The organism is Streptomyces rubellomurinus (assembly GCF_000961885.1).
GTDB lineage: Bacteria > Actinomycetota > Actinomycetes > Streptomycetales > Streptomycetaceae > Kitasatospora > Kitasatospora rubellomurina.
This window is the reverse complement of sequence record NZ_JZKH01000122.1, coordinates 1-19115: the sequence shown is the minus strand read 5'-3', so window position 1 is coordinate 19115 and position 19115 is coordinate 1. Positions and strand designations below refer to the sequence as shown.

General features: G+C 70.4%; 17 protein-coding genes and 1 tRNA gene. 8 read left to right on the top strand and 10 right to left on the bottom strand.

All coding sequences use genetic code 11. The annotated features are described in order from the left end of the window. Positions 1-117 precede the first annotated feature (117 nt). The 3 genes from VM95_RS34320 to VM95_RS34310 all read right to left on the bottom strand — a co-directional run bounded on the left by VM95_RS34320 (position 118) and on the right by VM95_RS34310 (position 2508). Complete coding sequence (locus VM95_RS34320; protein WP_045704442.1) at positions 118-1422, bottom strand: UDP-N-acetylglucosamine 1-carboxyvinyltransferase; 1305 nt, start codon at positions 1420-1422, stop codon at positions 118-120. A gap of 2 nt (positions 1423-1424) precedes the next feature. Then, positions 1425-2165 (bottom strand): LbetaH domain-containing protein, encoded by a 741-nt coding sequence (locus VM95_RS39400; protein WP_052707749.1) that lies wholly within the window; start codon positions 2163-2165, stop codon positions 1425-1427. 85 nt (positions 2166-2250) lie between these two features. Next, positions 2251-2508 carry a hypothetical protein gene (locus VM95_RS34310; protein WP_045704440.1) on the bottom strand — a complete coding sequence of 86 codons (258 nt, stop codon included), beginning with the start codon at positions 2506-2508 and terminating at the stop codon, positions 2251-2253. Between the two features lie 305 nt (positions 2509-2813). Between VM95_RS34310 and VM95_RS34305 the strand changes: the two genes are divergently transcribed. From VM95_RS34305 to VM95_RS34295, 3 genes are read left to right on the top strand one after another with little or no spacing between them, the layout of a single operon-like run. Next, the gene (locus VM95_RS34305) at positions 2814-4220 is read left to right on the top strand and encodes an NsdA family TPR-like regulatory protein (protein WP_208615576.1); all 1407 of its coding nucleotides are present in this window, start codon (positions 2814-2816) and stop codon (positions 4218-4220) included. Positions 4221-4243: 23 nt separating this feature from the next. Beyond that, positions 4244-4858, top strand: a complete 615-nt coding sequence (locus tag VM95_RS34300; protein ID WP_078860986.1) for a GNAT family N-acetyltransferase — start codon at positions 4244-4246, stop codon at positions 4856-4858. Between the two features lie 7 nt (positions 4859-4865). Continuing rightward, positions 4866-5234 carry a hypothetical protein gene (locus VM95_RS34295; protein WP_244179060.1) on the top strand — a complete coding sequence of 123 codons (369 nt, stop codon included), beginning with the start codon at positions 4866-4868 and terminating at the stop codon, positions 5232-5234. Between the two features lie 422 nt (positions 5235-5656). Here the strand turns inward: VM95_RS34295 and VM95_RS34285 are convergent, their stop codons facing one another. The 5 genes from VM95_RS34285 to VM95_RS34265 form a co-directional block, all read right to left on the bottom strand. Next, a complete protein-coding gene (locus VM95_RS34285) occupies positions 5657-5980 on the bottom strand; it encodes a hypothetical protein (RefSeq protein ID WP_045704435.1) in 324 nt (107 codons plus the stop codon). A gap of 172 nt (positions 5981-6152) precedes the next feature. Continuing rightward, positions 6153-7904: a relaxase family protein gene (locus VM95_RS34280; RefSeq protein WP_045704433.1), complete on the bottom strand. Its 1752-nt coding sequence runs from the start codon at positions 7902-7904 to the stop codon at positions 6153-6155. After that, on the bottom strand, positions 7901-8578 hold the full coding sequence (locus tag VM95_RS34275; RefSeq protein WP_045704431.1) for a MobC family plasmid mobilization relaxosome protein: 678 nt from the start codon (positions 8576-8578) through the stop codon (positions 7901-7903). The genes VM95_RS34280 and VM95_RS34275 overlap by 4 nt, the downstream gene beginning before the upstream one ends. A gap of 426 nt (positions 8579-9004) precedes the next feature. Next, positions 9005-9814: a DUF2637 domain-containing protein gene (locus VM95_RS44885; RefSeq protein WP_244179059.1), complete on the bottom strand. Its 810-nt coding sequence runs from the start codon at positions 9812-9814 to the stop codon at positions 9005-9007. 137 nt (positions 9815-9951) lie between these two features. Continuing rightward, a complete protein-coding gene (locus VM95_RS34265) occupies positions 9952-11745 on the bottom strand; it encodes a DnaB-like helicase N-terminal domain-containing protein (protein ID WP_063773604.1) in 1794 nt (597 codons plus the stop codon). A gap of 281 nt (positions 11746-12026) precedes the next feature. Here VM95_RS34265 and VM95_RS34260 point away from each other — a divergent pair, with 281 nt between their 5' ends. From VM95_RS34260 to VM95_RS34250, 3 genes are all read left to right on the top strand, one after another. After that, on the top strand, positions 12027-12731 hold the full coding sequence (locus VM95_RS34260) for a helix-turn-helix domain-containing protein (protein ID WP_045704428.1): 705 nt from the start codon (positions 12027-12029) through the stop codon (positions 12729-12731). A 239-nt stretch (positions 12732-12970) separates the two neighbouring features. Next, positions 12971-13264 (top strand): helix-turn-helix domain-containing protein, encoded by a 294-nt coding sequence (locus VM95_RS34255; protein ID WP_045704425.1) that lies wholly within the window; start codon positions 12971-12973, stop codon positions 13262-13264. 10 nt (positions 13265-13274) lie between these two features. Next, the gene (locus tag VM95_RS34250) at positions 13275-15074 is read left to right on the top strand and encodes a tyrosine-type recombinase/integrase (RefSeq protein WP_045704423.1); all 1800 of its coding nucleotides are present in this window, start codon (positions 13275-13277) and stop codon (positions 15072-15074) included. Between the two features lie 109 nt (positions 15075-15183). Here the strand turns inward: VM95_RS34250 and VM95_RS34245 are convergent, their stop codons facing one another. Continuing rightward, a complete protein-coding gene (locus tag VM95_RS34245) occupies positions 15184-16926 on the bottom strand; it encodes a pentapeptide repeat-containing protein (protein WP_052707748.1) in 1743 nt (580 codons plus the stop codon). 110 nt (positions 16927-17036) lie between these two features. Between VM95_RS34245 and VM95_RS42955 the strand changes: the two genes are divergently transcribed. After that, positions 17037-17354 carry a hypothetical protein gene (locus tag VM95_RS42955; RefSeq protein ID WP_157882273.1) on the top strand — a complete coding sequence of 106 codons (318 nt, stop codon included), beginning with the start codon at positions 17037-17039 and terminating at the stop codon, positions 17352-17354. Positions 17355-17488: 134 nt separating this feature from the next. On the opposite strand, the gene VM95_RS34240 is transcribed toward VM95_RS42955, so the two are convergent. Next, positions 17489-17573: transfer RNA gene (locus VM95_RS34240), tRNA-Ser, on the bottom strand. 89 nt (positions 17574-17662) lie between these two features. On the opposite strand from VM95_RS34240, the gene VM95_RS34235 reads away from it, so the two are divergent. After that, on the top strand, positions 17663-19115 hold a 1453-nt coding region (locus VM95_RS34235; protein ID WP_045704444.1), incomplete at its 3' end, for a DNA polymerase III subunit gamma and tau.

The following is a 19115-nucleotide window of genomic DNA, read 5'->3' as shown; positions in this document are numbered from 1 at the left end:
CGAAGGTGCCGTGGGCGATGACTCCGCCGGGCACGGTGCCGTCAGCGGTCATCAGGTCCAGGCACTCGCGCAGGTCGGCGAGCGCGTTCGGCTTCCACGACACGGTGTTGGTCACGGCTACTCCTGGTCGATCGTCAGGTCGGCACCGAGCGCGGCCAACTTCGGCAGCAGGCTGCCGTATCCGCGCCGCAGGTGATACATCCCTCGGATCGTAGAGGTGCCCTCGGCGGCGAGGGCGGCGATCACGAGAGCGGTCACCGCCCGGATGTCCTCCCCGGCCACGCCGGCGCCGGTGAGGGCGGACCGGCCCCGGACGGTGATGACCGAGCCGGTCGCATTGACGGCGGCGCCGAACGCGGCCAAGGCCGACAGGTGGGTGTCGCGCTGGGTGTAGATCCGCTCGTCGATGCGGGAGGTGCCCTCGGCCTGGGTGAGGAAGGCGGTCAGCTGCGGCTGCACGTCGGTCGGGAACCCCGGGTGCGGGCCGGTGGCCATCTGCACCGGCCGAGGCCCGGCCGGGAGGCTGACGGCCGTGCCGCCGTCCAGCGGGTCGAGCTGGATTCCGGCGTCGGCGAACACCGACACCAGCCCGTCCGGGAACGCGGCCAGCGGAAAGGCGTCCAGGTGGACGGTGCCGCCGGTGATGGCGGCGGCCAGCGCGAGGGTGGCGGCCTCCAGCCGGTCCGGCGGAACGGTGAACACCCCGCCCCGGATGCGGTCGGTGCCAGTGACGTTCAGGGCCGTCCTGCCCCGCCACTCGATGCCGACGCCGGCCTGCGAGAGCAGGGCGGCGGTGTGGGTGACCTCGGGCTCCACACTGGGGTTGAGGATCGCGGAGGTGCCCGGGGTGCGGGCGGCCAGCAGCATCGCGGTGACCGTCGCACCCAGGCTCGGCCCCCACGAGCGGGTCTCGGCGTCGGTGATGAACGGCAGCCGCTTGCCGGTGAAACGGGCCCGCACCCGGCCCCGGTACACCTCGACCTCGGCCCCTGCTGCCTCCATCGCGGCCAGGTGCCGGTCGATGTAGCGGGCGCAGAAGGCGTCCCCGCCGGGGGTGGGGAAGGTGACCTTGCCGGCGCGGGCCAGCAGAGCTCCGCCCATCACTGCGGTGGTGCGGATGCGCCGTCCGAGGTCGTCCGGGATGACCGGGAAGTAGGAGTCGGCCGGTCGGGTGGCGAACTCGTCGCCGGTCACGGTGGCGCGGGTGCCGGTGCGGTGCAGGATGTCGGCGACGACCAGGGTGTCCAGGATCTCGGGCGCACCGGCCAGGGCGAGCGGGTCGTCGGCGAGGATCGCGGCGGCGTACAGGTGCAGGGCGATGTTCTTGCTGCCCTGGACGGCGGCGGTGCCGGCCAGGCGGCGGCCTCCGGTGATCCGTACGGCCCGCTGGTCGGCCGTCGTGGTGGTGTCGGTGGTGGGCATGGTCACCTTCCCTGGCTTCCGGCCGGGAAGAAACCCCCGACCTGGGTCTTCGGGTAGAGCAGGGTGTGCGCGCCGATCAGGGTGGCGGGCTGGAGCACGGTGCCGGCGGGAACGATCACGCCGTCGCCGATCACCGCGCCGAACTTCGTCTGGCCGGTAGCGATGCGGCGGCCGTCGAGGTGGGCGCAGACCTCTTCGGTGGCCGGTTCGGTGACCGGCCCGGAGGTGACCCGCAGGCCGGTGGTGGACACGAACGCGCCGATGTTGACGCCGAGGCCGAGCACGGAGTCCCCGACGAAGCTGGTGTGCTTCATGAAGACGCCACCGGTCAGCAAGGAGCGGGTGACCTCGGCGCCGAAGCCGATCTGGCAGCCGGGACCGACGACGGTGTTGTCGCGCACCCGGGCGCCGGCCTCGATCACCGCGCCGGGGCAGACCAGCACCGGGCCGGTGACGAACGCGCCTTCGGCGATGACGGCCCCGGGCGCCACGATCACGTGGCCCCGAACGGTGGCGCCGGGCTCGATGGCCCCGGTGGCCTCTGGCAGCGGGATGTCCAGGTTGCCGGCCAGCAGGTCGGTGATGGCCTTCTTGAGGCCGAACACGGTCGGGCAGCGGCTCAGCAGGTGCAGCACCACCGGGTCGGTGATCTGCTCGGTGTCGAAGTAGTACGCGGGGGTGGTGCGGTAGTCGATGCGCTCCAGTTCGGTGTGCAGCGCGGGCGCGTCGGTCAGCCGGTGCATGGCTGGTTCTCCTCTCGGGCGAGCGAGTGGAAAAGGGTTGGGGCGTTGTTGCGCCCCCCGTGTTGGTGGGTGCGACTCGCGCGGATCAGCCGGCGCGATGCTGCGGGCAGGCGCAGGCGGGCCAGACCTCGATCCGGGCGACGTACTCGTCGGGGCCCGGGTAGGCGTTGGTCACGCCGGAGTCGTCGTAGCGGGTGCCGTCCTGGGCGACCCTGAAAGTGCGGACGGTCAGACCCGGGCGATGCTCGGTGCGGGTGACGCGGCCTTCTTCGGCAGCCGCGTTCGTCTCGGCATCCGCCAGGGACCGCGCTTCGGCGGTGTGTTCGGTCGTGGCGTTGTCCATCGGATCCCTCCCACCTCGATCTCACGCTTCGCTGTCGGTTGTGCGCGGATTGCGAAGGCTGTTCAGCATGGCGGCGGGGGGTTGGGCATGGATACGACATCGCCGCCGTCATGGCGTCGCCGTCGCCGGAGCCGGTTTGCGCGGCAGATGGCGTTGTGCGTCATGACCGCCGTCATGGCTGCCGTCATCTGGCCCGTACGGCCCTCGAACGTGTTTCCTGCCGCCTGACCATGGCTATCGTCAGAGCAGACGAACGGGGACGGAGAGGATCCGCAGTGGTCGAAACTCCCACACTCTTAAGGGTCTTGACGCTGCAGCGGCACTGGCAGGTCTACGAGACCTTCCGCCTCCGGTTCGAGGCGACCGCGAACTCGGCCGCCGAGCAGGAGAACGACCCCCGGCTCCGGGGCTTGTCGGTCTCCAAGCGGCAGTTCGAGCGCTGGTACGGCGGCGCGGTGAAGACCCGCCCCTACCCGGACCAGTGCCGAGTGCTGGAGGCCATGTTCGGCTTCAGCGTCGTGCAGCTCCTCGCGCCCGCACCGGCCGCTTCGCTGCCTGCGCCTGCAACCGCCGCCTCGTTCGTCGTCCCGCCGCCAAGGCCGGTCCCTGTCCTCCTCCCCTCCGAGCAGGCAGCGGTACTGCCTGCTGGTGGTCCGTCCAACAGCGAGACCCGCTTCGACGCGGGCACCACGGAATTGGAAAGGCAGGTCGCAATGGCGGCTCGTCGTGCACTTCGGTTCACCGCGATGGCGGAGGGCAGCAGCATCGGCCCGGAGACCCTGGGACAGATCCACGACGAGGTACGGCGGTTGACTGTCGCCTACCCGAAGCTGGCGCTGCCGACCCTGCTCGGCGACCTGGTCGAGGTACAGGACCTCACCTTCCGGCTGCTGGAGCACGGCCGGGTCAAGCCCTTGCAGGCCCGCGAGCTGTACCTGCTCGCCGGGATCACCTCCGGCATGCTCGCCAAGGCCAGCCACGACCTGGGCAACCCGAGCGCCGCGATGATGCAGGCCCGCACCGCCTTCGTCTGCGCCGACAACGCGGACCACCACGCCATGCGCGCTTGGGTCCGCTCGCTCCAGTCGCTCATCTCCTACTGGGCTGGCCGCCCGGCTGAGGCCGCCGACTATGCCGACCTCGGGCAGGCTGCCGCCGGCAGCGTCCGGGGCACCACCAGCGTGTGGCTGGCCTGTCTCTCCGCCCGCGCACACGCGCTCCTCGGTGACGGGGAGGCCACCCGCGCCGCCATCCAGCGCGCCGAGGACACGCGCGCCGCCGTCCAGCCCGACGACCTGGACGGCTTCGGCGGCATCATGACCTTCCCGGAGCCCCGCCAGCTCTACTACGTAGCCGAGGCCACCGTGCACCTCGGCGAAGATGCAGCCCTCGGCGAGAGCCAGTCCGAGGCCGCCGTCGCCGCCTACCGCACCGCCTCCGAGGAGGAGTGGGCCTTCGGCGACGAGGCCGGTGCCCAGACCGACCTCGCGCTCGCTCGCCTCGCCCGCGGCGAGATCGAGGGCGTCGCCGAGGCCGTCCGCCCCGTGCTCGACCTCCCCGTCGAACAGCGGAACTTCGGCATCACCAGCAGTGCCCAGCGCGTCCACGCCGCGCTGCCCTCCGGCGGTCGACGGGCCACCGGCGTGGCGGCCGACCTGCGCGAGGAGATCGAGGCGTTCACCGCCAGCCCGACGTCCGTCCTCATCCGGTGAACGCGCAGGTAGGCTCCGCAGCCATGACCCCAGTTCACCTGGCCGGCCCCCGCCTGGCGATGCGCGAAGTCGAACCTGAGGACACGGACGACCTCCTGGCCGTCTACGGCGACCCCGAGGCCACCCGGCACCTCAGCTTCGAACCCCGCACCCGCGAGCAGGTCCAGGCGATCACGGACCGCTCCATCGCCGCCGCGAACGCCAGCCCCAGGACCGAGTACTGCCTGGCCATCACCCGCCTCGGCGAGCACCGGCTGATCGGGTACGCCCGCCTGGCCACCGAGCCGCAGGAGGCCGCCACCATCGGCTTCGCCCTCCATCAGGCCGAGTGGGGCAAGGGTCTCGGCACGGAAACCGTCCACCTTCTGTGCGCTCTCGGCTTCAACGTCCTCGGCCTGCACCGCATCTGGGCCGCCCGGTCACCCCTCAACAAGGCATCGGCGCGCACCCTGCTGCGAGCCGGGATGACCGAGGACGGGCGGATCCGCGACCACGTCTTCGTCCGCGGCGCCTGGCGCGACTCGATCACCTACTCGATCCTGGAACACGAGTGGGCGCCGATCGACGGGCTCGACACGACGAGCGCGCTCGACCGATCGGCTGCCCCGCCTGGCGGCGAGACCGTACCGGGGAGGTGAACCCGCGGTGACCGAGCTGGCCGTTCCGCACATGGTGATCCCCGGCATCGCCGAGTTCGCGCGGGGTGGCGTACCCGCCCCGCCCACCACCGACGACGGCAACCAGTGGGTCGACGGGTTCTGCTGGCTCTACTGCGGGCAGCAGTGGACGCGGGTCCTGTGGATCGGCCCGGCCAGCGTCGCCGGCGCCCAGGCGGACATGTACGCCTGCGAGCCGTACATCCGCGAGCTCCAGGAACGAGTCTGGCACTCGATCCTCCTCAAGGACGAGCCGTCCCGTCCGGTGTTGCCAGCGTCGCGTGCCCCAGAACCTGAGTCGGGCGCGCGGCGGGTGGGGCGGCATCGCCGTTACGACTGGCAGTTGTCTCGACGGTAGTTCCGCCTTGGTCGTGGGTGGTGCTTCGGAGGGCAGGCTGCCTGAGATCCACTACTCGGCGAGTCTGCGGTGGTCCTGCTCCCTGCACGTTCGGCTCTTACGCTCTGCGGCTTTGAGCGCCCGCACCGCAGCCAGACGCTCACCTGGAGTGTGCATGCAGTAGGGGCAGCCGCCGACATTCTCGAAGGTCTCCCGCAGGGCCAGGTGGCCGAGGTGGCAGCGGACGACTTCCACCTTTCGTCCCTCCACGCTCCAGAAGAGAGGGGCTTCTTCCGGGCCACTGGTCATGTGATCACTTCCTTCGGCCTGGACGGACCGAACTCGGCCCTGTCTCGAACCTACGCTTCTACGGTCCTCGTTGAGCTGTGGTTGTCATGCTGTGTGCCGACACACCGCTCCGGTGTGTCGGCACACAGCGTTGCTCATTCCAGGTTCCAGGTCGCTCCGGCCAGGAGGCCGTCGAAGGCGAGTGCCCGCATGGCGGTGTCGTAGTTATCCCACTCGTGTTCGGGAGCGGCGAAGTGCAGGTCGAAGTAGGCGCGGGTTAGGTCGGGCTCGTGCCACTCGGCCGCGCAGCGACAGCGGACGAAGACCTGGTGACGGACGTTGAGGAGGAGCCAGTCCCGGCGGGCACCGCAGTTGGGGCAGGTGATGGGGATGCCGCGGGCGTCGAGTTCGCCGGGGTAGGGGACGGCGCGGATGGCGGCTCTGTGATGGCCGTCGTGGTCGGTGCCGGGGTTGGCCAAGTGGTGCCCTTCGGTGTCGGGTGTCGGTTGGCAAGCACACAAGACGCACGGCGGCCGGGATGGTTCCCGACCGCCGGAGAAGACATCGAACCGACATCTGTGCGCATGAGGGTTCGTGTGGTTTGGGGGCGGGAGGGGGCGACTGGGCGCCTGGGGCCCTGGCCGAGAGGGTTCAGCGGGTGCGGTGCTGAGAGCTGGCCGCAGGTGCAGCGGCCCGTGGGATCGGGGTGACCGGGTCGGTGGGGGCGGCATGCGCGGTAGTTCGGGCGGTGGCTGCTCGGACGCGAGCGGCTTCGGCGGCAGAGTTGTGGTTGGGGTTGCGGCTGGTGTGCTGGATGCGGCCGAGGAGGACCTTGGCGGGCAGGCGGGCGGTGGTGAGTTCGCGGCGGGCGGCGGCCTCCTGGAGGAGCTGTCGGGGCTGGTGGCCGAGGGCCTTGGCGTCGGCGAGGACGGTGGCCAGGGCGGGCCAGTTGGGGTCGGCGAGGATGCGCTTCGCGTGGTCGGGGACGGCGGAGCGGACGTCGCCGGCGAGGGTGTTGGTGATCTCCTTGGTGGGCTGTCGGTGGGTGAGGGCGGTGAGCTGGTCGGTGGCGGCCTGGTCGTAGGCGGCCTGAAGGTGCTGGACGGCCTGCTGGGCGGCGTGGGCCTGCTGGGCGTGGCCTCGGGCCTGGTGCCAGCGGCTGGTGACGATCGCCGCCCACACGAGGGCTGCCATCATCACGGTGAGGGCGTTGCCGTCTGGCCCGTCGCTCGCGTGGATGATGTCGCGGGCAGCCCGGCGCAGATCGGCGGCGCCCTGGTGGTCGGCGCGGATCTGGGAGCGCTGGGCGCGGGCGAACGCCCGTGTGGCGGCGCGCAGTTCGGCCCGCAGTTCCTGCGGGGCGGTCTGGGCGGTGGCGTTGATGATGTCGCCCAGCGCGGTGATCTGCGCCTGCGCGAGCGCGCCGCTGTCCTTGCCGCCCGTTCCGCCGGTGGTGTCCTCGGTGAGGTGCTGGTGGACGTGGTCGAGGGCGTCGGTGGTGCGCTGCCAGCTGGTGGTGGGCCGGTTGCGCCGGGCGGTGGGGTGTTCCTCTGGTGTTCCGGTGGTGAGGCGGGCCTGGAGCTTGGGCAGGGACAGGTCGGGGGCGATCTTGCTGCCGGGGATGTAGATCTGTTCGCCCTTGGCGTTGGTGTCGCCGGGGCGTCCGACCGCGTAGCCCTGGAGGTCGCCGGAGGGAAGGCGGCGGGGCTTGACCTCGACGCCGTCTGCCTGGAGGTAGGCGAGGAGTTCCTCCACGCTGGCGGCGTGCGGGATGGCGTCGCGGATGCGGTCCTGCAGCCACTGGCGGCTGGTCTGCTGCCAGCCGAGGCGGTCGGCCTTGTGCATCTCGGCCTGGGTGGGTCGGTGCTCGCCGGTGCGGTCGCCGGGCTGGACCTGGTGGAGGCCGAGTTCCTTCTCGATGGCGCGGGCTTCGGTCTGGGCGCGCTTGCCGCTGTTGTGGAGTTTGGGGCGGCGGCCGTCCTCACGGACGGTGGTGGCGAGGATGTGGACGTGGTCGTCGGCGTGGCGCACGGCGATCCAGCGGCAGCCGTGCGGGTCACGGTCGGGGGCGATGCCGGCGGCGTGGACGATGCGGCGGGCGATCTCGCCCCATTCGGCGTCGGAGAGGTAGCGGTCGGTCTTGGCGGCGCGGACGGGGCAGTGCCAGACGTGGTCGGTGACCTTCCGGCCGAAGCCGCTGTTGTGCAGGTTCACGGGCTCGTCGAGGATCCGGGCGAGCTGGGTGAGGGTGGCGTCCGGGTCGCGGCCGGGATCGCGCAGGCCGAACGGGCTGAAGGAGGCGACGATATGCGGGTCGACGTGCTCGTCGTGGCGGCCGGGCCCGTACAGGTAGGCGAGCAGGCCACGGGTGTTGCTGCCGGGGGCCTTGATGGAGGGGATCACGCGCTGGCACCTCCTTCTTCGAGGCCGGTCTGGGGAGTGGGTATCAGCAGGGCTCGGGCGATGTCGGTCAGCAGCTCTTCAAGGCGTTGCAGGCGTTCACCGATGTCGGGTTCGACGCGGTCGTCGCGGTGCAGCACGTGGACCATCTGGTTGATGTTGTTGCCGATGCGGCCGATCTGGTGCAGGACCTCCGCGCGGAACTCCTGGAGGGCGAGGCGGTCGGTGTGCAGGGGCAGGTCGACGGTGAACTCGCCCCGGATGAACGCGAGCGCGATGTCGCCGAGGTATCCGGAGATCGTGTCCTTGTAGCCGTGGCGCACGGCGGCGTCCTTCAGCTCGACGAGTTCCGCTTCGGTGAAGCCGACCGGGCCGACCCGCTCTGTACGGCGGGTTCCGGTGTGCGGCCGGATCTTTCCCTGGGGCATCGGTTGGGCGCCTTCGGGAGTGTTCAGTTTCGGGACGTCGAGGGCGGCGGTGTTCTCGTGCAGGAACGCGGCGCGCGCGGCGCGGACGCTTTCGTCGTCGACGGCGACGGGTGTCTCGGTGCTCGGCTGGTCGGCGCGGACGCGCGCGAGGATGTCGCGCTGCAGCGCGTCGAGCTTCTCCGGGTCCAGGCCGCCCTCGGCCTGGACTTCCTGGCCTGGCGCGCCCTCGCGCCGGGCCTCCTCCGCCACCCCTGGGGCGGAGGATCCCAGACCCGCGCGAAGTGTCGGAGACTGGGTACAACTGGCTCCGCCAGGAGCCGAGTTACCGAACGCGCGGAGCAGACGGCCGATCAGCCTACCGCCCTTGGTGCCCTCCTCGGGCACGGTACGGGCGGGAGCGCGGTGGGGCTGAGGGGCGGGCAAGGAGTCCTCCGGATTTCCTGTCGGGGCGGGCGGGTGCAGGCGCGGAGTGCATGCGGGGTGCGGGGTGATGGTCGGGCAGGGAGTCCGGTTTGGCGGTGCCGGATATCCGGTGTAGAAGGCGGGCTTCGGGACTTCCGGTGTCCCCGCCAACGGCATGCGGGCTGCCAGTGATCACCAGCGCGGAAGAGTGGGCGGCCCGCCCGTTCCGGCAGCGGCCGGTGCTCGGGCGAGCCACGGTGAGCGGCAGGGGCTTCAGGCGGCTGAGAGGCTGGCCTGCGCATCCGCTTGCCGCGTGGCTTGCTCGTCCTTGAAGCGCTGGGTCAGCTTCCCGAGGCGGTCGCTGGCGATCGGCATGCCGGCCTCGCGCAGGGCCGTCTTGATCACGGCCTGGGTGGGGCCGTGCTCTTCGACGGCTGGGCGGACGATCTCGGCCAGTTCGTCCATGGTGGCGGCGGGCCTGCGTCCGGTGCGCTTGGTCCCCACCACCGGTTCCCGGTCACCAGGCTGGACATCGTCGTCGGGGGCGGCGTCCGGTCCGTCGTCGAGCGGGTCGTCGTGGTCCGTTTCCGTGAGTGGAGCTGGTGCGCCCGCCGGGGGAGGAGCAGTGGGCTCGAGGTCTTCGTGGAGCGTGGGCTCGGCCTCGGCGGGTTGCGGCTCGGCGACGACCGTGGTCGAGCTGGCACCGTGCGCGAGAAGGGTGCCGCCGAAGAAGGCGAGGGCGGGCCATCCGGCCACCAGGATCCGCAGCCATGCTGGCACGTGGGCGAGGTCGAGGAGCCCGGCGGTGGCGATGTTCGCACCGAGGGAGGCGGTCAGGGCGATGGCGAACCAGGCCCAGGCGGTGCTTGCCGGGCGTCCGGTGGAGCGCAAGGTCCGCATGCGGTGCCAGGCGGCGACGAGTAGCAGGTCCACCGAGACGGGGTAGGCCCAGGCTTTCCAGCCGTGTTGTCCGGCGGCTTCGGCGATGTCGTGGAGGTGGGCGAAGGACAGGGCACCCGCGATGGCGGCCTGTACGAGGACGGCGTCCGGGCGGGGAATGCGGCGTGGGTTGGTGGCGGTCATGCGGAAGGTGATCCTCGCGGGTCGAGTCGTGGTGGGTGCGCGCTTGCCGGGGGCGTTTACGCGAACCCCCTTCTAAAGGGGGGTCCGCGCGAAAACGCTCGGGTGCGACAACGGCGTAAACGGTCGCGAAAACGCTTCTACCTGCGGTTTTTCCTGGGAGCGTTCGGCGCGACAACGGGTTGTACGACGGTCGCGGTGGTCGAGGGGCGTGAACGCTCGCGAAAACGCCCTGTTCCCGGTGACGCAGCCGTCGCCGCCGCGACTCGGCGGCTCTCGGTATCGGTCAGTGGAGGCGCAGAGGACGCCTGTGCGGTGCCGGTGGGCCGTGCGGCCGGTACGACGGTCAGCGGGATCGCGGGCTGCTCGACAGCGGCCAGCGGTGCGCTGGCGCTGATGTGGCGGGCGGAGGTGAAGTAGCGGTCCTCCTTGCCGCCGCCGATGCCACCGGCGGAGCCCTTCTCGACCTCGGCGAGCCCGGACTTGACCTGGGTGTTCAGCCGCCGGCGGGCCCGTCCGATGGCTGCGGCGTCGGGCTTCTTGTCCCCCGTCATGGCGGTGGCCAGCTGCTTGGCGGTCACGCCGTCCGGTGTCGCGCGCAGGAGTTCTGCGATGTCGATGGTCTCCTCGACGGCGCTGGTGCCCGCCTCGTGGTCGTGGACGATGGTGAGCGGGCCGATCTCACCGGTGACGGTCTTGAGGTGGTGGAGGTTGACGACGGGGTCGCCGGCCTCACCTGCGATGAACAGCACGCTGCCCGCGCCGGAGGTCAGCCAGGTGGAGCCGTACACGCGGTCGAGGGTGGGGCGCTGGCCGCGCGGGGCGTCCGCGGTGGCCTTGCGCTGGTGGTGCAGCTCCAGGACCTGGATGCCCTCGCGCAGGGCCCGGTTGCGGGCGCTGTTGTAGGCGATGGCGAGGCTGTCGTCGACGAGGGTGCTGACGGCGTCCTTGAGGCTGTCGATGACGATGGTGTCGGCGCCGTGTGCGGTGGCCAGCTCGGCGAGGAGGCCGGGCTCCTTGTCGAGGCTGGTCGGCAGCGGGCCCTCCCAGATGAGGAGGCGTTCGCGGACCAGCTTCTCGTGCTCGGGCCGGACCAGTCGGGCCATGGCTCGGGCGATCTGCTGGGGCCGGTCCATCGCCAGGTACAGGACGCGCTTGCTCTCGGCGACGGGCATGCCGAGCGCCGAGTCTCCCAGGCCGATCCGGGCGAAGATCACCTGGTGGGCGATGGTGGTCTTGCCGACGCCGGGGGCGCCGACGATCATCAGGCTCTCCCCGGCTGCCCACGCGGTTTCCCCGCGGGTGCCCCACAGAGGCTCCTTGTCCGCCCCGGTCTTGGTGACGAAGTCCCAGCCGTCCACCATGAAGCGCGAGAGGCGGCTGTTCCCGGAGGCCAGCGCCCGCTCGCGTCCTTCGCGGACCTCGGCATCGAGCGCGCTGCGGATCTCGTCCGGCTGGGCGCCGGGCAGCAGGGCCTGCTGGACGGTCCGGATGCCCGTGGCGTGCAGCTTCCGCAGCTCCGACTCGCGTCGCACGATGGCCGCGTAGTAGTCGGCGTTGTTCGCCGATGGCGGCGCCTCGGCGGCGAGCCGGACCAGGTAGTCCACGCCGCCCACGCGGTCCAGCGCACCGGCGCCTCGAAGTCGGTCGGCGACGGCCACCGCAGCTGTCGGGGCCCCTTCGAAGACGAGGTCGAGGATCGCGCGCCAGATGGTCTCGTGAGCGGGCCGGTAGAAGTCGCCGGCGTCGAGGATGGCGCGCGCCGCGTCGATGGCGGGCGCGCCCAGCGCCATGCAGGCGCCGACGACCGCCCTCTCGGCATCCAGGTCGTTCGGCGGTGTCCCCTTCGGGAACACCGCGTGGTCGTCGTCGAAGACGGCGTTGGCCGCACCGGAGCTCGACGGCCCGTGTGCCGGGCCCGTAGGCTGGGACATGGATTCCCTCCCGCCGTGCATCAGGCCCTGGCAGGCCGCACAGCGGTTGATCGTCTTGATGGGTGGTCACATAGGGAGCCTTCACGGCCCTCGGTGCGCTAACACCGGGGGCCGCCCTCGTTTCCGGGCTCGCGCGGCCTCTCGTGCTGGCCTGAGTCCGTCAACGTACGCAGAGTAAACACACACCTGCTGTGCTTCGTCAAGGCATATGTTGTGTCGCTACGACACGGTGACTGTGCTGGATGTTGACTTCACCTGTGTCGTCTCGCTATCGTGCTGCCATGACGAACCCCAAGGACTGGCAGGCCGGCGTGACGGGCCGCGTTGCCGAGGCGGTCCGGCGCTTCCGCGAGGAGCGGGGGATGAGCGCGCAGGACGTCGCTGCGGCCTGCGCGAAGCTGGGCTACCCGATCGCGCGGAACGTCATCGCCAACCTTGAGAACGGCCGGCGTTCTAGCGTCGACGTGGCCGAGGTGCTGGTCCTCGCCAAAGTGCTCGACGTTCCCCCGGTGGTCTTCCTCGTTCCCCTGGGGGAGGTCGGGGAGGTCGAGCTTCTCCCGGGCTTGATGTACTCCACCGGCGAGGCGCTCCAGTGGGTCTGCGGGGAGCAGCCGTTCGATCACGAGCCGACCAATGACCTGGAGCTGCGGTTCAGTGCGATCCGCAATTACAGCGAGACGCTCCGCGGTCTGCAGAAGACGATCAGCAGCTCGGAGGAGTTCCGCCGAAAAGTCGCCACGGCCCGTGATCCGCAGACCCGCGAGGCCAACGTCAAGCTGGTCAACCAGTTCGACGAGATCATCGGCGACTACTCACAGGACGTCCAGGACCAGAGATCGACGATGCGCCGGAAGGGCATCACTCCGCCGGCCCTGCCGTCAGAACTTGCCTACCTCGACCTCAGCCACCACGACGACTGGGGGCACGTCTCCAAGGAGACCCCCGACGAGTCCGGCAGCCAGCCTGCTGCGGATGAGGAAATCTAGAGCTGAGTGGCGTGCGCAGGCACCCATCTCGCGAGGCTGCCCAGCAAGCAGTAAGCACTTGGGAGTACCTATCTGACCCGGCTCCCCGAACCACGCGGCACGCGTGACGGTCCGCCAGACCCGTCCGCGTCTCGCTCCAGGTGTTAGCGCGCCTGGGCGAGGGATCGCGCCGCCATGACCACCCATCACACGATCAGACCGCCCGGGGTGCCTGCTCTGCGCGGTCGACGAGGAGTCCCATGCCTCAGCCCGCCCTTTCCCTTGCCCGCCTCTCGGAGGCCCTTGGCCTGCCTGAGCAGAGCCTGCTCGCCCTCGTCGCGAACTGCGACACGGCTCCGGACCCCACGCTCGTCGCCCTCACGGTCGAGGAAGCCGCCCGCCGCCTCGGCGTCGGCCGCACCACGATGTACGGCCTCGTGTCCTCGGGCGAAGTGCCGTCCGTGATGATCGGCCGCTTGCGCCGGATCCCCGCGCAGGCGCTCAGCGACTACATCGCCGACCGTGCCAGTGCCACCGTCGCGCTCGTGGCCTGAGGGGGACTTCATGACCAAGTCCCGCAAGCCCAACGGCGATTCGACCATTTACCAGGCCAAGGACGGGCGGTGGCACGGCTACGTCACGGTCGGCGTGAAGGACAACGGCAGCCCCGACCGCCGGCACGTCACCCGCAAGACCCGCCCGGAGATCACCAAGGCCGTCCGCGACCTGGAGGCTAAGCGCGACAAGGGCAAGGTGCCCAAGGCCGGCCAGCGCTGGACCGTCGAGAGCTGGCTCACCCACTGGGTCGAGAACATCGCGGCCCTCACCGTGGGCGAGAACACCATCGACGGCTACCGCGTCGCCGTCTACCACCACCTCATACCCGGCCTCGGCGCACACCGCCTGGAGAAGCTCGAGCCCGAGCACCTCGAACGCCTCTACGCGAAGATGCAGAAGGCCGGCAGCTCGGCGGGGACCGCTCACCAGGTCCACCGCACGGTCCGCGTGGCGCTGAACGAGGCGGTCCGCCGCAAGGCCATCACCGAGAACCCGGCGACGATTGCCAAGGCTCCGGTGCTGGACGAGACGGAGGTCGAGCCGTACTCGGTCGAGGAGGTCCAGCGGCTCCTGCTCGAAGCGGCCAAGGTCCGCAACACCGCCCGGTGGGTCATCGCCCTCGCGCTGGGTCTCCGCCAGGGCGAGGTCCTCGGACTCCAGTGGGAGGACGTCGACTTCGAGGCCGGCGTCATCCTGGTGAGGCGCGGTCGGTTGCGGCCTCGCTACAAGCACGGCTGCGGCGACCGCTGCGGACGTAAGCCCGGCTACTGCCCGACGAAGATCAACACTCGGCGCGAGACCAAGTCCACCAAGTCGAAGGCCGGCAAGCGGCCCATCGGCGTGCCCGAGGAGCTGATGAAGCTCCTGGCCGAGCACAAGGAGACGCAGGACCGCGAGCGCCTGCGCGCCCGCGACCTGTGGGTCGAGAAGCGGTACGTCTTCACCTCGGAGGTCGGCGAACCGCTCAACCCCAACACCGACTACCACCGGTGGAAGGACCTGCTGAAGGCCGCCGAGGTCCGTGACGCCCGCCTCCACGACGCCCGGCACACCGCCGCCACCGTGCTGCTGATCCTCGGCGTCCCCGACGCCGTGGTCGACGCCATCATGGGCTGGGAGCCCGGAAAGTCCGCCCGGATGCGGCGGCGCTACCAGCACATGACCAGCCCCGTGCTCCAGCAGACTGCGGCCAAGGTCGGCGGCCTGCTCTGGCCGGCGGGCGTCCAGACGGACAACGACGAGGCAGCGGGACAGGCCGGATCCGGCCGGAGCCAGGCGGGGCCCTTGGGGGTACAGCCGAGCATCGATCCCGTTTCGGACCAGTCGATGGTCTTCGTCGCCAACGTCGGCCAGCGGCTCGTTCCGTTCCTGCAGCACGAGCACGCCCTGGCACTCGTCGAGCGGTGGAACACGGAGCGGCCCGGCCGCTCAGCAGAGGTTGAGATCTGGGAGCAGGCGAAGTGGGACAACGAAGGCCCGGGCGGACGTGGGGCGATACGGGACCGCGAGGCCGACCAGCGGACCGTCTTCCACGCCTACGCCGCGTTCCGCCCTGGTGGTGAGCGGGTGGACCTTTCCGTGCCCGAGCAGTGGTCGATTGCGGCCTGGGACTTCGAGGTGGACCTCTACACCGATCGGTCCGTGTCCTGGCGGACGGCCCGCCGGCCCGGTCCCGAGCAGCTCGTCGAGGCCCAGGTCCGCGGTACGGACAAGGCCGCCGTCGCAGCCGCCCTCGCCGAGGCCCTGGAGCAGGCTGTCGATCGCGCCCAGAATCCGGGCAGGTACGGAGACGTAGAGGAGTGGTGACGCTGCGCGTAGCCGGGCCACTGAGTGGGTTCGGCTACGCGTCCAGACAGCCATATAGGCGAGGGTAGGTCACTGGGATCTCGCCCATAGCCTGTCACCTGCTCAGACGTCAGCGCTTGAGACGGCCTCGGACAGCGAGGGCAGCCAGGCCGAGGAGCACCGGCTCGCTGATGCGCGAGAGCATCTCGATGACCGTTCCCACGAAGGTCAGGTTCTGGCCGCTGGATTTGAACACGACGGAATTGACCACGACTATGGCGGCCTTTTTGCTCCTCTCCCCTGTGAATCGTGCGTGCAAGGGGAGATTCAGAACCGGATCGGGTGTCTTGGTCGTGACCTGGATGGTGTTGCCCGTCAAGGTGCCGGTGGTCTGCGGGTCCGGTGCGTCGTTCGGCAGTCCGACCAGCAGAAGGAGAAGCAGGGTCAGTGTCATCGCGGCCAGGAGGCAGTACAAGGCCCTGGAAGCGCGGAGTCCGTACCCGGAGAACAACCAGTAGAGGGAGAGCAGCCGACGCTCGCTCCGCGATGCGCGGGAGTCGTGTCGGCGCATCTCCATCTCGCCGTAGTAGAAGTCGGCGGCGCCGGATTCGTCCTTGGCATCCTCCATGCTCTTGCGCAACTGCCGGTAGAGGGCGGCGACGTCCTCGGGCCCTGGCTGGTCGCGAATGGGTGTTGGGTGCGTGGGAGGATTCCAGCCGGTGTACTTAAGGCGACGCCAGTAGTGTTCCTCGATCACGGTGTTGCGGCGGGTCCAGCGGCGTCCGGCCGGCGGCTGGGCGAACCGGATGTTGCCCCGGAGCTGGATCTGGTCCAGGTGGAAGGCCCCGTCGAACAGGCACTGGGATACGTCGCAGTCGGTGAGGACGACGTGGCCAGCATCAACGCCCCGCAGGCAGGTGGGCTTGGGGAGGTCGGTCACCTCCGGATGGGCTGCGATGAGCCGAGCCTCTGCCGTGTTGGTTCCGCCCCACGCATTTGGGGCGTGGTTGATGGCGAATGGCGCAGCCAAGTTGGCGTAGGCCAGGTCGATGGTGGCGTAACGCAGCACCAGGGAGGCTTGGGCGTGCCAGATCGTTTTGGTGGCGTTTACCTTGTGAGCGACTGCCCGGATCTGAACAGGGGCATGGAATTGAGCCTCGGCCAGGTTGAGGTTGTCGGTGCAGACAAGGACGCCCAGCTCACGCGCAGCGTGGAACTCGGCGCCCGCGAACACCGCCTCCTTGAACTCTGCGCCATGGAACTCCGCGGCACCGGCGAAGGCGCACCGGCTGAAGCGCCCGGTTGCAGCGAACTGCGCTTCTCCGAACAAGGCGCCTTTGGCGAACTGGACCTGGTCGAAGTTCGCTTCTCCCTGATGCGTGGTCCTGCGGAAGTCGGCAGCCGCCTCGAAGTGGGATCTGGAGAAGACCGGGCCATGGCGGGCATCCAGGAACTCTGCCTGGCTGAAGACGGCGTCTCCCGAGAACACTGTGCCGCCAAACAGCGCGGGGCCCTCGAACACGGCCGCTTGAAAGACGGAACGCCCGGAGAACTCGACGCCGGTGAAGTCGGCCTTGCCGACGAATCGGGCCCAGGCGAACGTCGCCGTGTGCATCACCGCGTGCCCGGACGTGGGGTCGGTCAGGACCGCACACAGCCGCTGGAGGTCAGCGGAGTCGATGACCGTGCCTCTGTGGTCGACGACGGCACCAGGGTTGAGCGTTGCGAAGTAGGTGTCCTTTTCGGCGGCCTCGGCGTGGTGCAGACAGCGAGGCGCTCCCGGCAGGGGCTTGCCTTGGCAGCCTCCCAAGCCACTGCACTGCGGCCCACCGCCGTACTGAATCGGGAGCCCGGCAAACGTACGTGTCGACATGTTCCGCCCCTCCAGTGCCACTCCCCAAGGGGCACCTGCCTGCGCGGGACTCTACCGCCGCAGATGGCATCTGTTGGCCCCTACAGTTCCGTCGGCGCTACCGTCGCGGGGTGAACCCAGTAGAGATTGCTTCCGGCGTCAAGGTCACCCCCAGATTCGTCGCGGATGACAGCAGTGTCGGCACACTCGCTCGGATCCTGGGCACCCACGAGCGCTACGAACTCAGCCGCGAGTTTCTCCGGCGCTCCGGGCCGCCGTGGGGATGGGGAATTCCAAGCACAGGGTTGTATGAGTGGCGGGCGCGGAGCGACGATCATGACGGGGCGCGGTTCTTCGTCGTCACGGGTTCGTTCCGCCGCAAGGTCGAGATGGTGTCGCGTGAGGAGGCCTTCGCCCTCGCAGATGGCATGCGGGCACCAGGCTCGTGAGCCGCATCTGGAGCCGTCCAGTCTGGTGACGGCTGGACGAGTCGCGGCAACTGCAACCAAAACTGCAACCAGGAGACGACGAAGGCCCGGACCGCTGAGCGGTCCGGGCCGACGTTTGCCCTGGCGGGCGAAGGCGGAGGATACGAGATTCGAACTCGTGAGGGGTTGCCCCCAACACGCTTTCCAAGCGTGCGCCCTAGGCCTCTAGGCGAATCCTCCGTGGGAGAGCTTAGTACATGTTTCGGGGTGCTCGCGACCAGCTATCCCGCAGGCGGGAGGGTGGGGGTGGCCTGTGGATCGTCGGGGGTGTGTCCCTAGCCCTGTACCGCCGCTACCGCCCCGAGACCTTCGCGGAGGTCATCGGGCAGGAGCACGTGACCGCTCCGCTCCAGCAGGCCCTGCGCAACAACAGGGTCAACCACGCGTACCTGTTCAGCGGGCCGCGCGGCTGTGGCAAGACGACGAGCGCGCGCATCCTGGCCCGCTGCCTGAACTGCGAGCAGGGGCCGACGCCCACGCCCTGCGGGGAGTGCCAGTCCTGTCGGGACCTGGCGACGGGCGGGCCCGGCTCGATCGACGTGATCGAGATCGACGCGGCCTCGCACGGTGGTGTGGACGACGCGCGTGAGCTGCGCGAGCGGGCGTTCTTCGCGCCGGTGCACAGCCGGTACAAGATCTTCATCCTGGACGAGGCGCACATGGTGACCTCGGCCGGGTTCAACGCGCTGCTGAAGGTGGTGGAGGAGCCGCCGGAGCACCTCAAGTTCATCTTCGCGACCACCGAGCCGGAGAAGGTGATCGGGACGATCCGGTCCCGGACGCACCACTACCCGTTCCGGTTGGTCCCGCCCGGCACCCTGCGCGACTACCTGGCGGAGGTCTGCGGGCGGGAGGGCATCCAGGTCGAGGACCCGGTGTTCCCGCTGGTGGTGCGGGCCGGCGCGGGCTCGGTGCGTGACTCGATGTCGGTCATGGACCAGCTGCTGGCCGGCGCCGGGGACGAGGGCGTCACGTACCAGATGGCGACGGCGCTGCTCGGGTACACCGACTCCGCGCTGTTGGACGAGGTGGTGGACGCCTTCGCCGCGCAGGACGGGGCGACGGTGTTCCAGGTGATCGACCGGGTGGTCGAGGGCGGGCACGACCCGCGCCGCTTCGTCACCGACCTGCTGGAGCGGCTGCGCGACCTGGTGATCCTCGCCACCGTTCCGGAGGCGGGGGAGAAGGGGCTGATCGACGCCCCGGCGGACCGGATCGCCGTGATGCAGGCCCAGGCGGACGGCTTCGGCGCGGCCGAGCTGAGCCGGGCCGCCGACATCGTCAACACCGGGCTGACGGAGATGCGCGGCAACGCGGCGCCCCGGCTGCAGCTGGAGCTGATCTGCGCCCGGGTGATGCTGCCGGGCGCGTACAGCGACGAGCTGTCGCTGCAGGCCCGCCTGGACAAGCTGGAGCGGCGGGCGACGGCGGGTGGCTTCGCCGCGCCCGTGGTGGGGATGCCGGCCGCGGCCGTGCCGATGGCCGCCCCTGCCCCTGCCTCCGCCCCTGCCTTCGCCCCCGCCCCCGCGCCGATGCCCGCGCCGGTGGACATGCCGGCCGCGGCGCCCGCACCCATGCCCGCCCCCGCCCCGATGCCCGCCCCGATGCCCGCGCCGGAGGCCGCACCGCCCGCCGCCCCCGCCGGACCGGCGCCGGGCGCCTGGCCGATCCCGCGCAGCTTCCCGCCCGCCGGCGGCGCCCCGGCCGCGGCCCCCGCCGCGC

What these genes read in the sequence shown, in the direction of transcription:
- VM95_RS39400 (WP_052707749.1), bottom strand. Translation starts at nt 2,165, where the DNA reads ATGCACCGGCTGACCGACGCGCCCGCGCTGCACACCGAACTGGAGCGC.
- VM95_RS34265 (WP_063773604.1), bottom strand. Translation starts at nt 11,745, where the DNA reads ATGTCCCAGCCTACGGGCCCGGCACACGGGCCGTCGAGCTCCGGTGCG.
- VM95_RS34250 (WP_045704423.1), top strand. Translation starts at nt 13,275, where the DNA reads ATGACCAAGTCCCGCAAGCCCAACGGCGATTCGACCATTTACCAGGCC.
- VM95_RS34300 (WP_078860986.1), top strand. Translation starts at nt 4,244, where the DNA reads ATGACCCCAGTTCACCTGGCCGGCCCCCGCCTGGCGATGCGCGAAGTC.
- VM95_RS34310 (WP_045704440.1), bottom strand. Translation starts at nt 2,508, where the DNA reads ATGGACAACGCCACGACCGAACACACCGCCGAAGCGCGGTCCCTGGCG.
- VM95_RS34255 (WP_045704425.1), top strand. Translation starts at nt 12,971, where the DNA reads ATGCCTCAGCCCGCCCTTTCCCTTGCCCGCCTCTCGGAGGCCCTTGGC.
- VM95_RS34320 (WP_045704442.1), bottom strand. Translation starts at nt 1,422, where the DNA reads ATGCCCACCACCGACACCACCACGACGGCCGACCAGCGGGCCGTACGG.
- VM95_RS34245 (WP_052707748.1), bottom strand. Translation starts at nt 16,926, where the DNA reads ATGTCGACACGTACGTTTGCCGGGCTCCCGATTCAGTACGGCGGTGGG.
- VM95_RS34260 (WP_045704428.1), top strand. Translation starts at nt 12,027, where the DNA reads ATGACGAACCCCAAGGACTGGCAGGCCGGCGTGACGGGCCGCGTTGCC.
- VM95_RS44885 (WP_244179059.1), bottom strand. Translation starts at nt 9,814, where the DNA reads ATGACCGCCACCAACCCACGCCGCATTCCCCGCCCGGACGCCGTCCTC.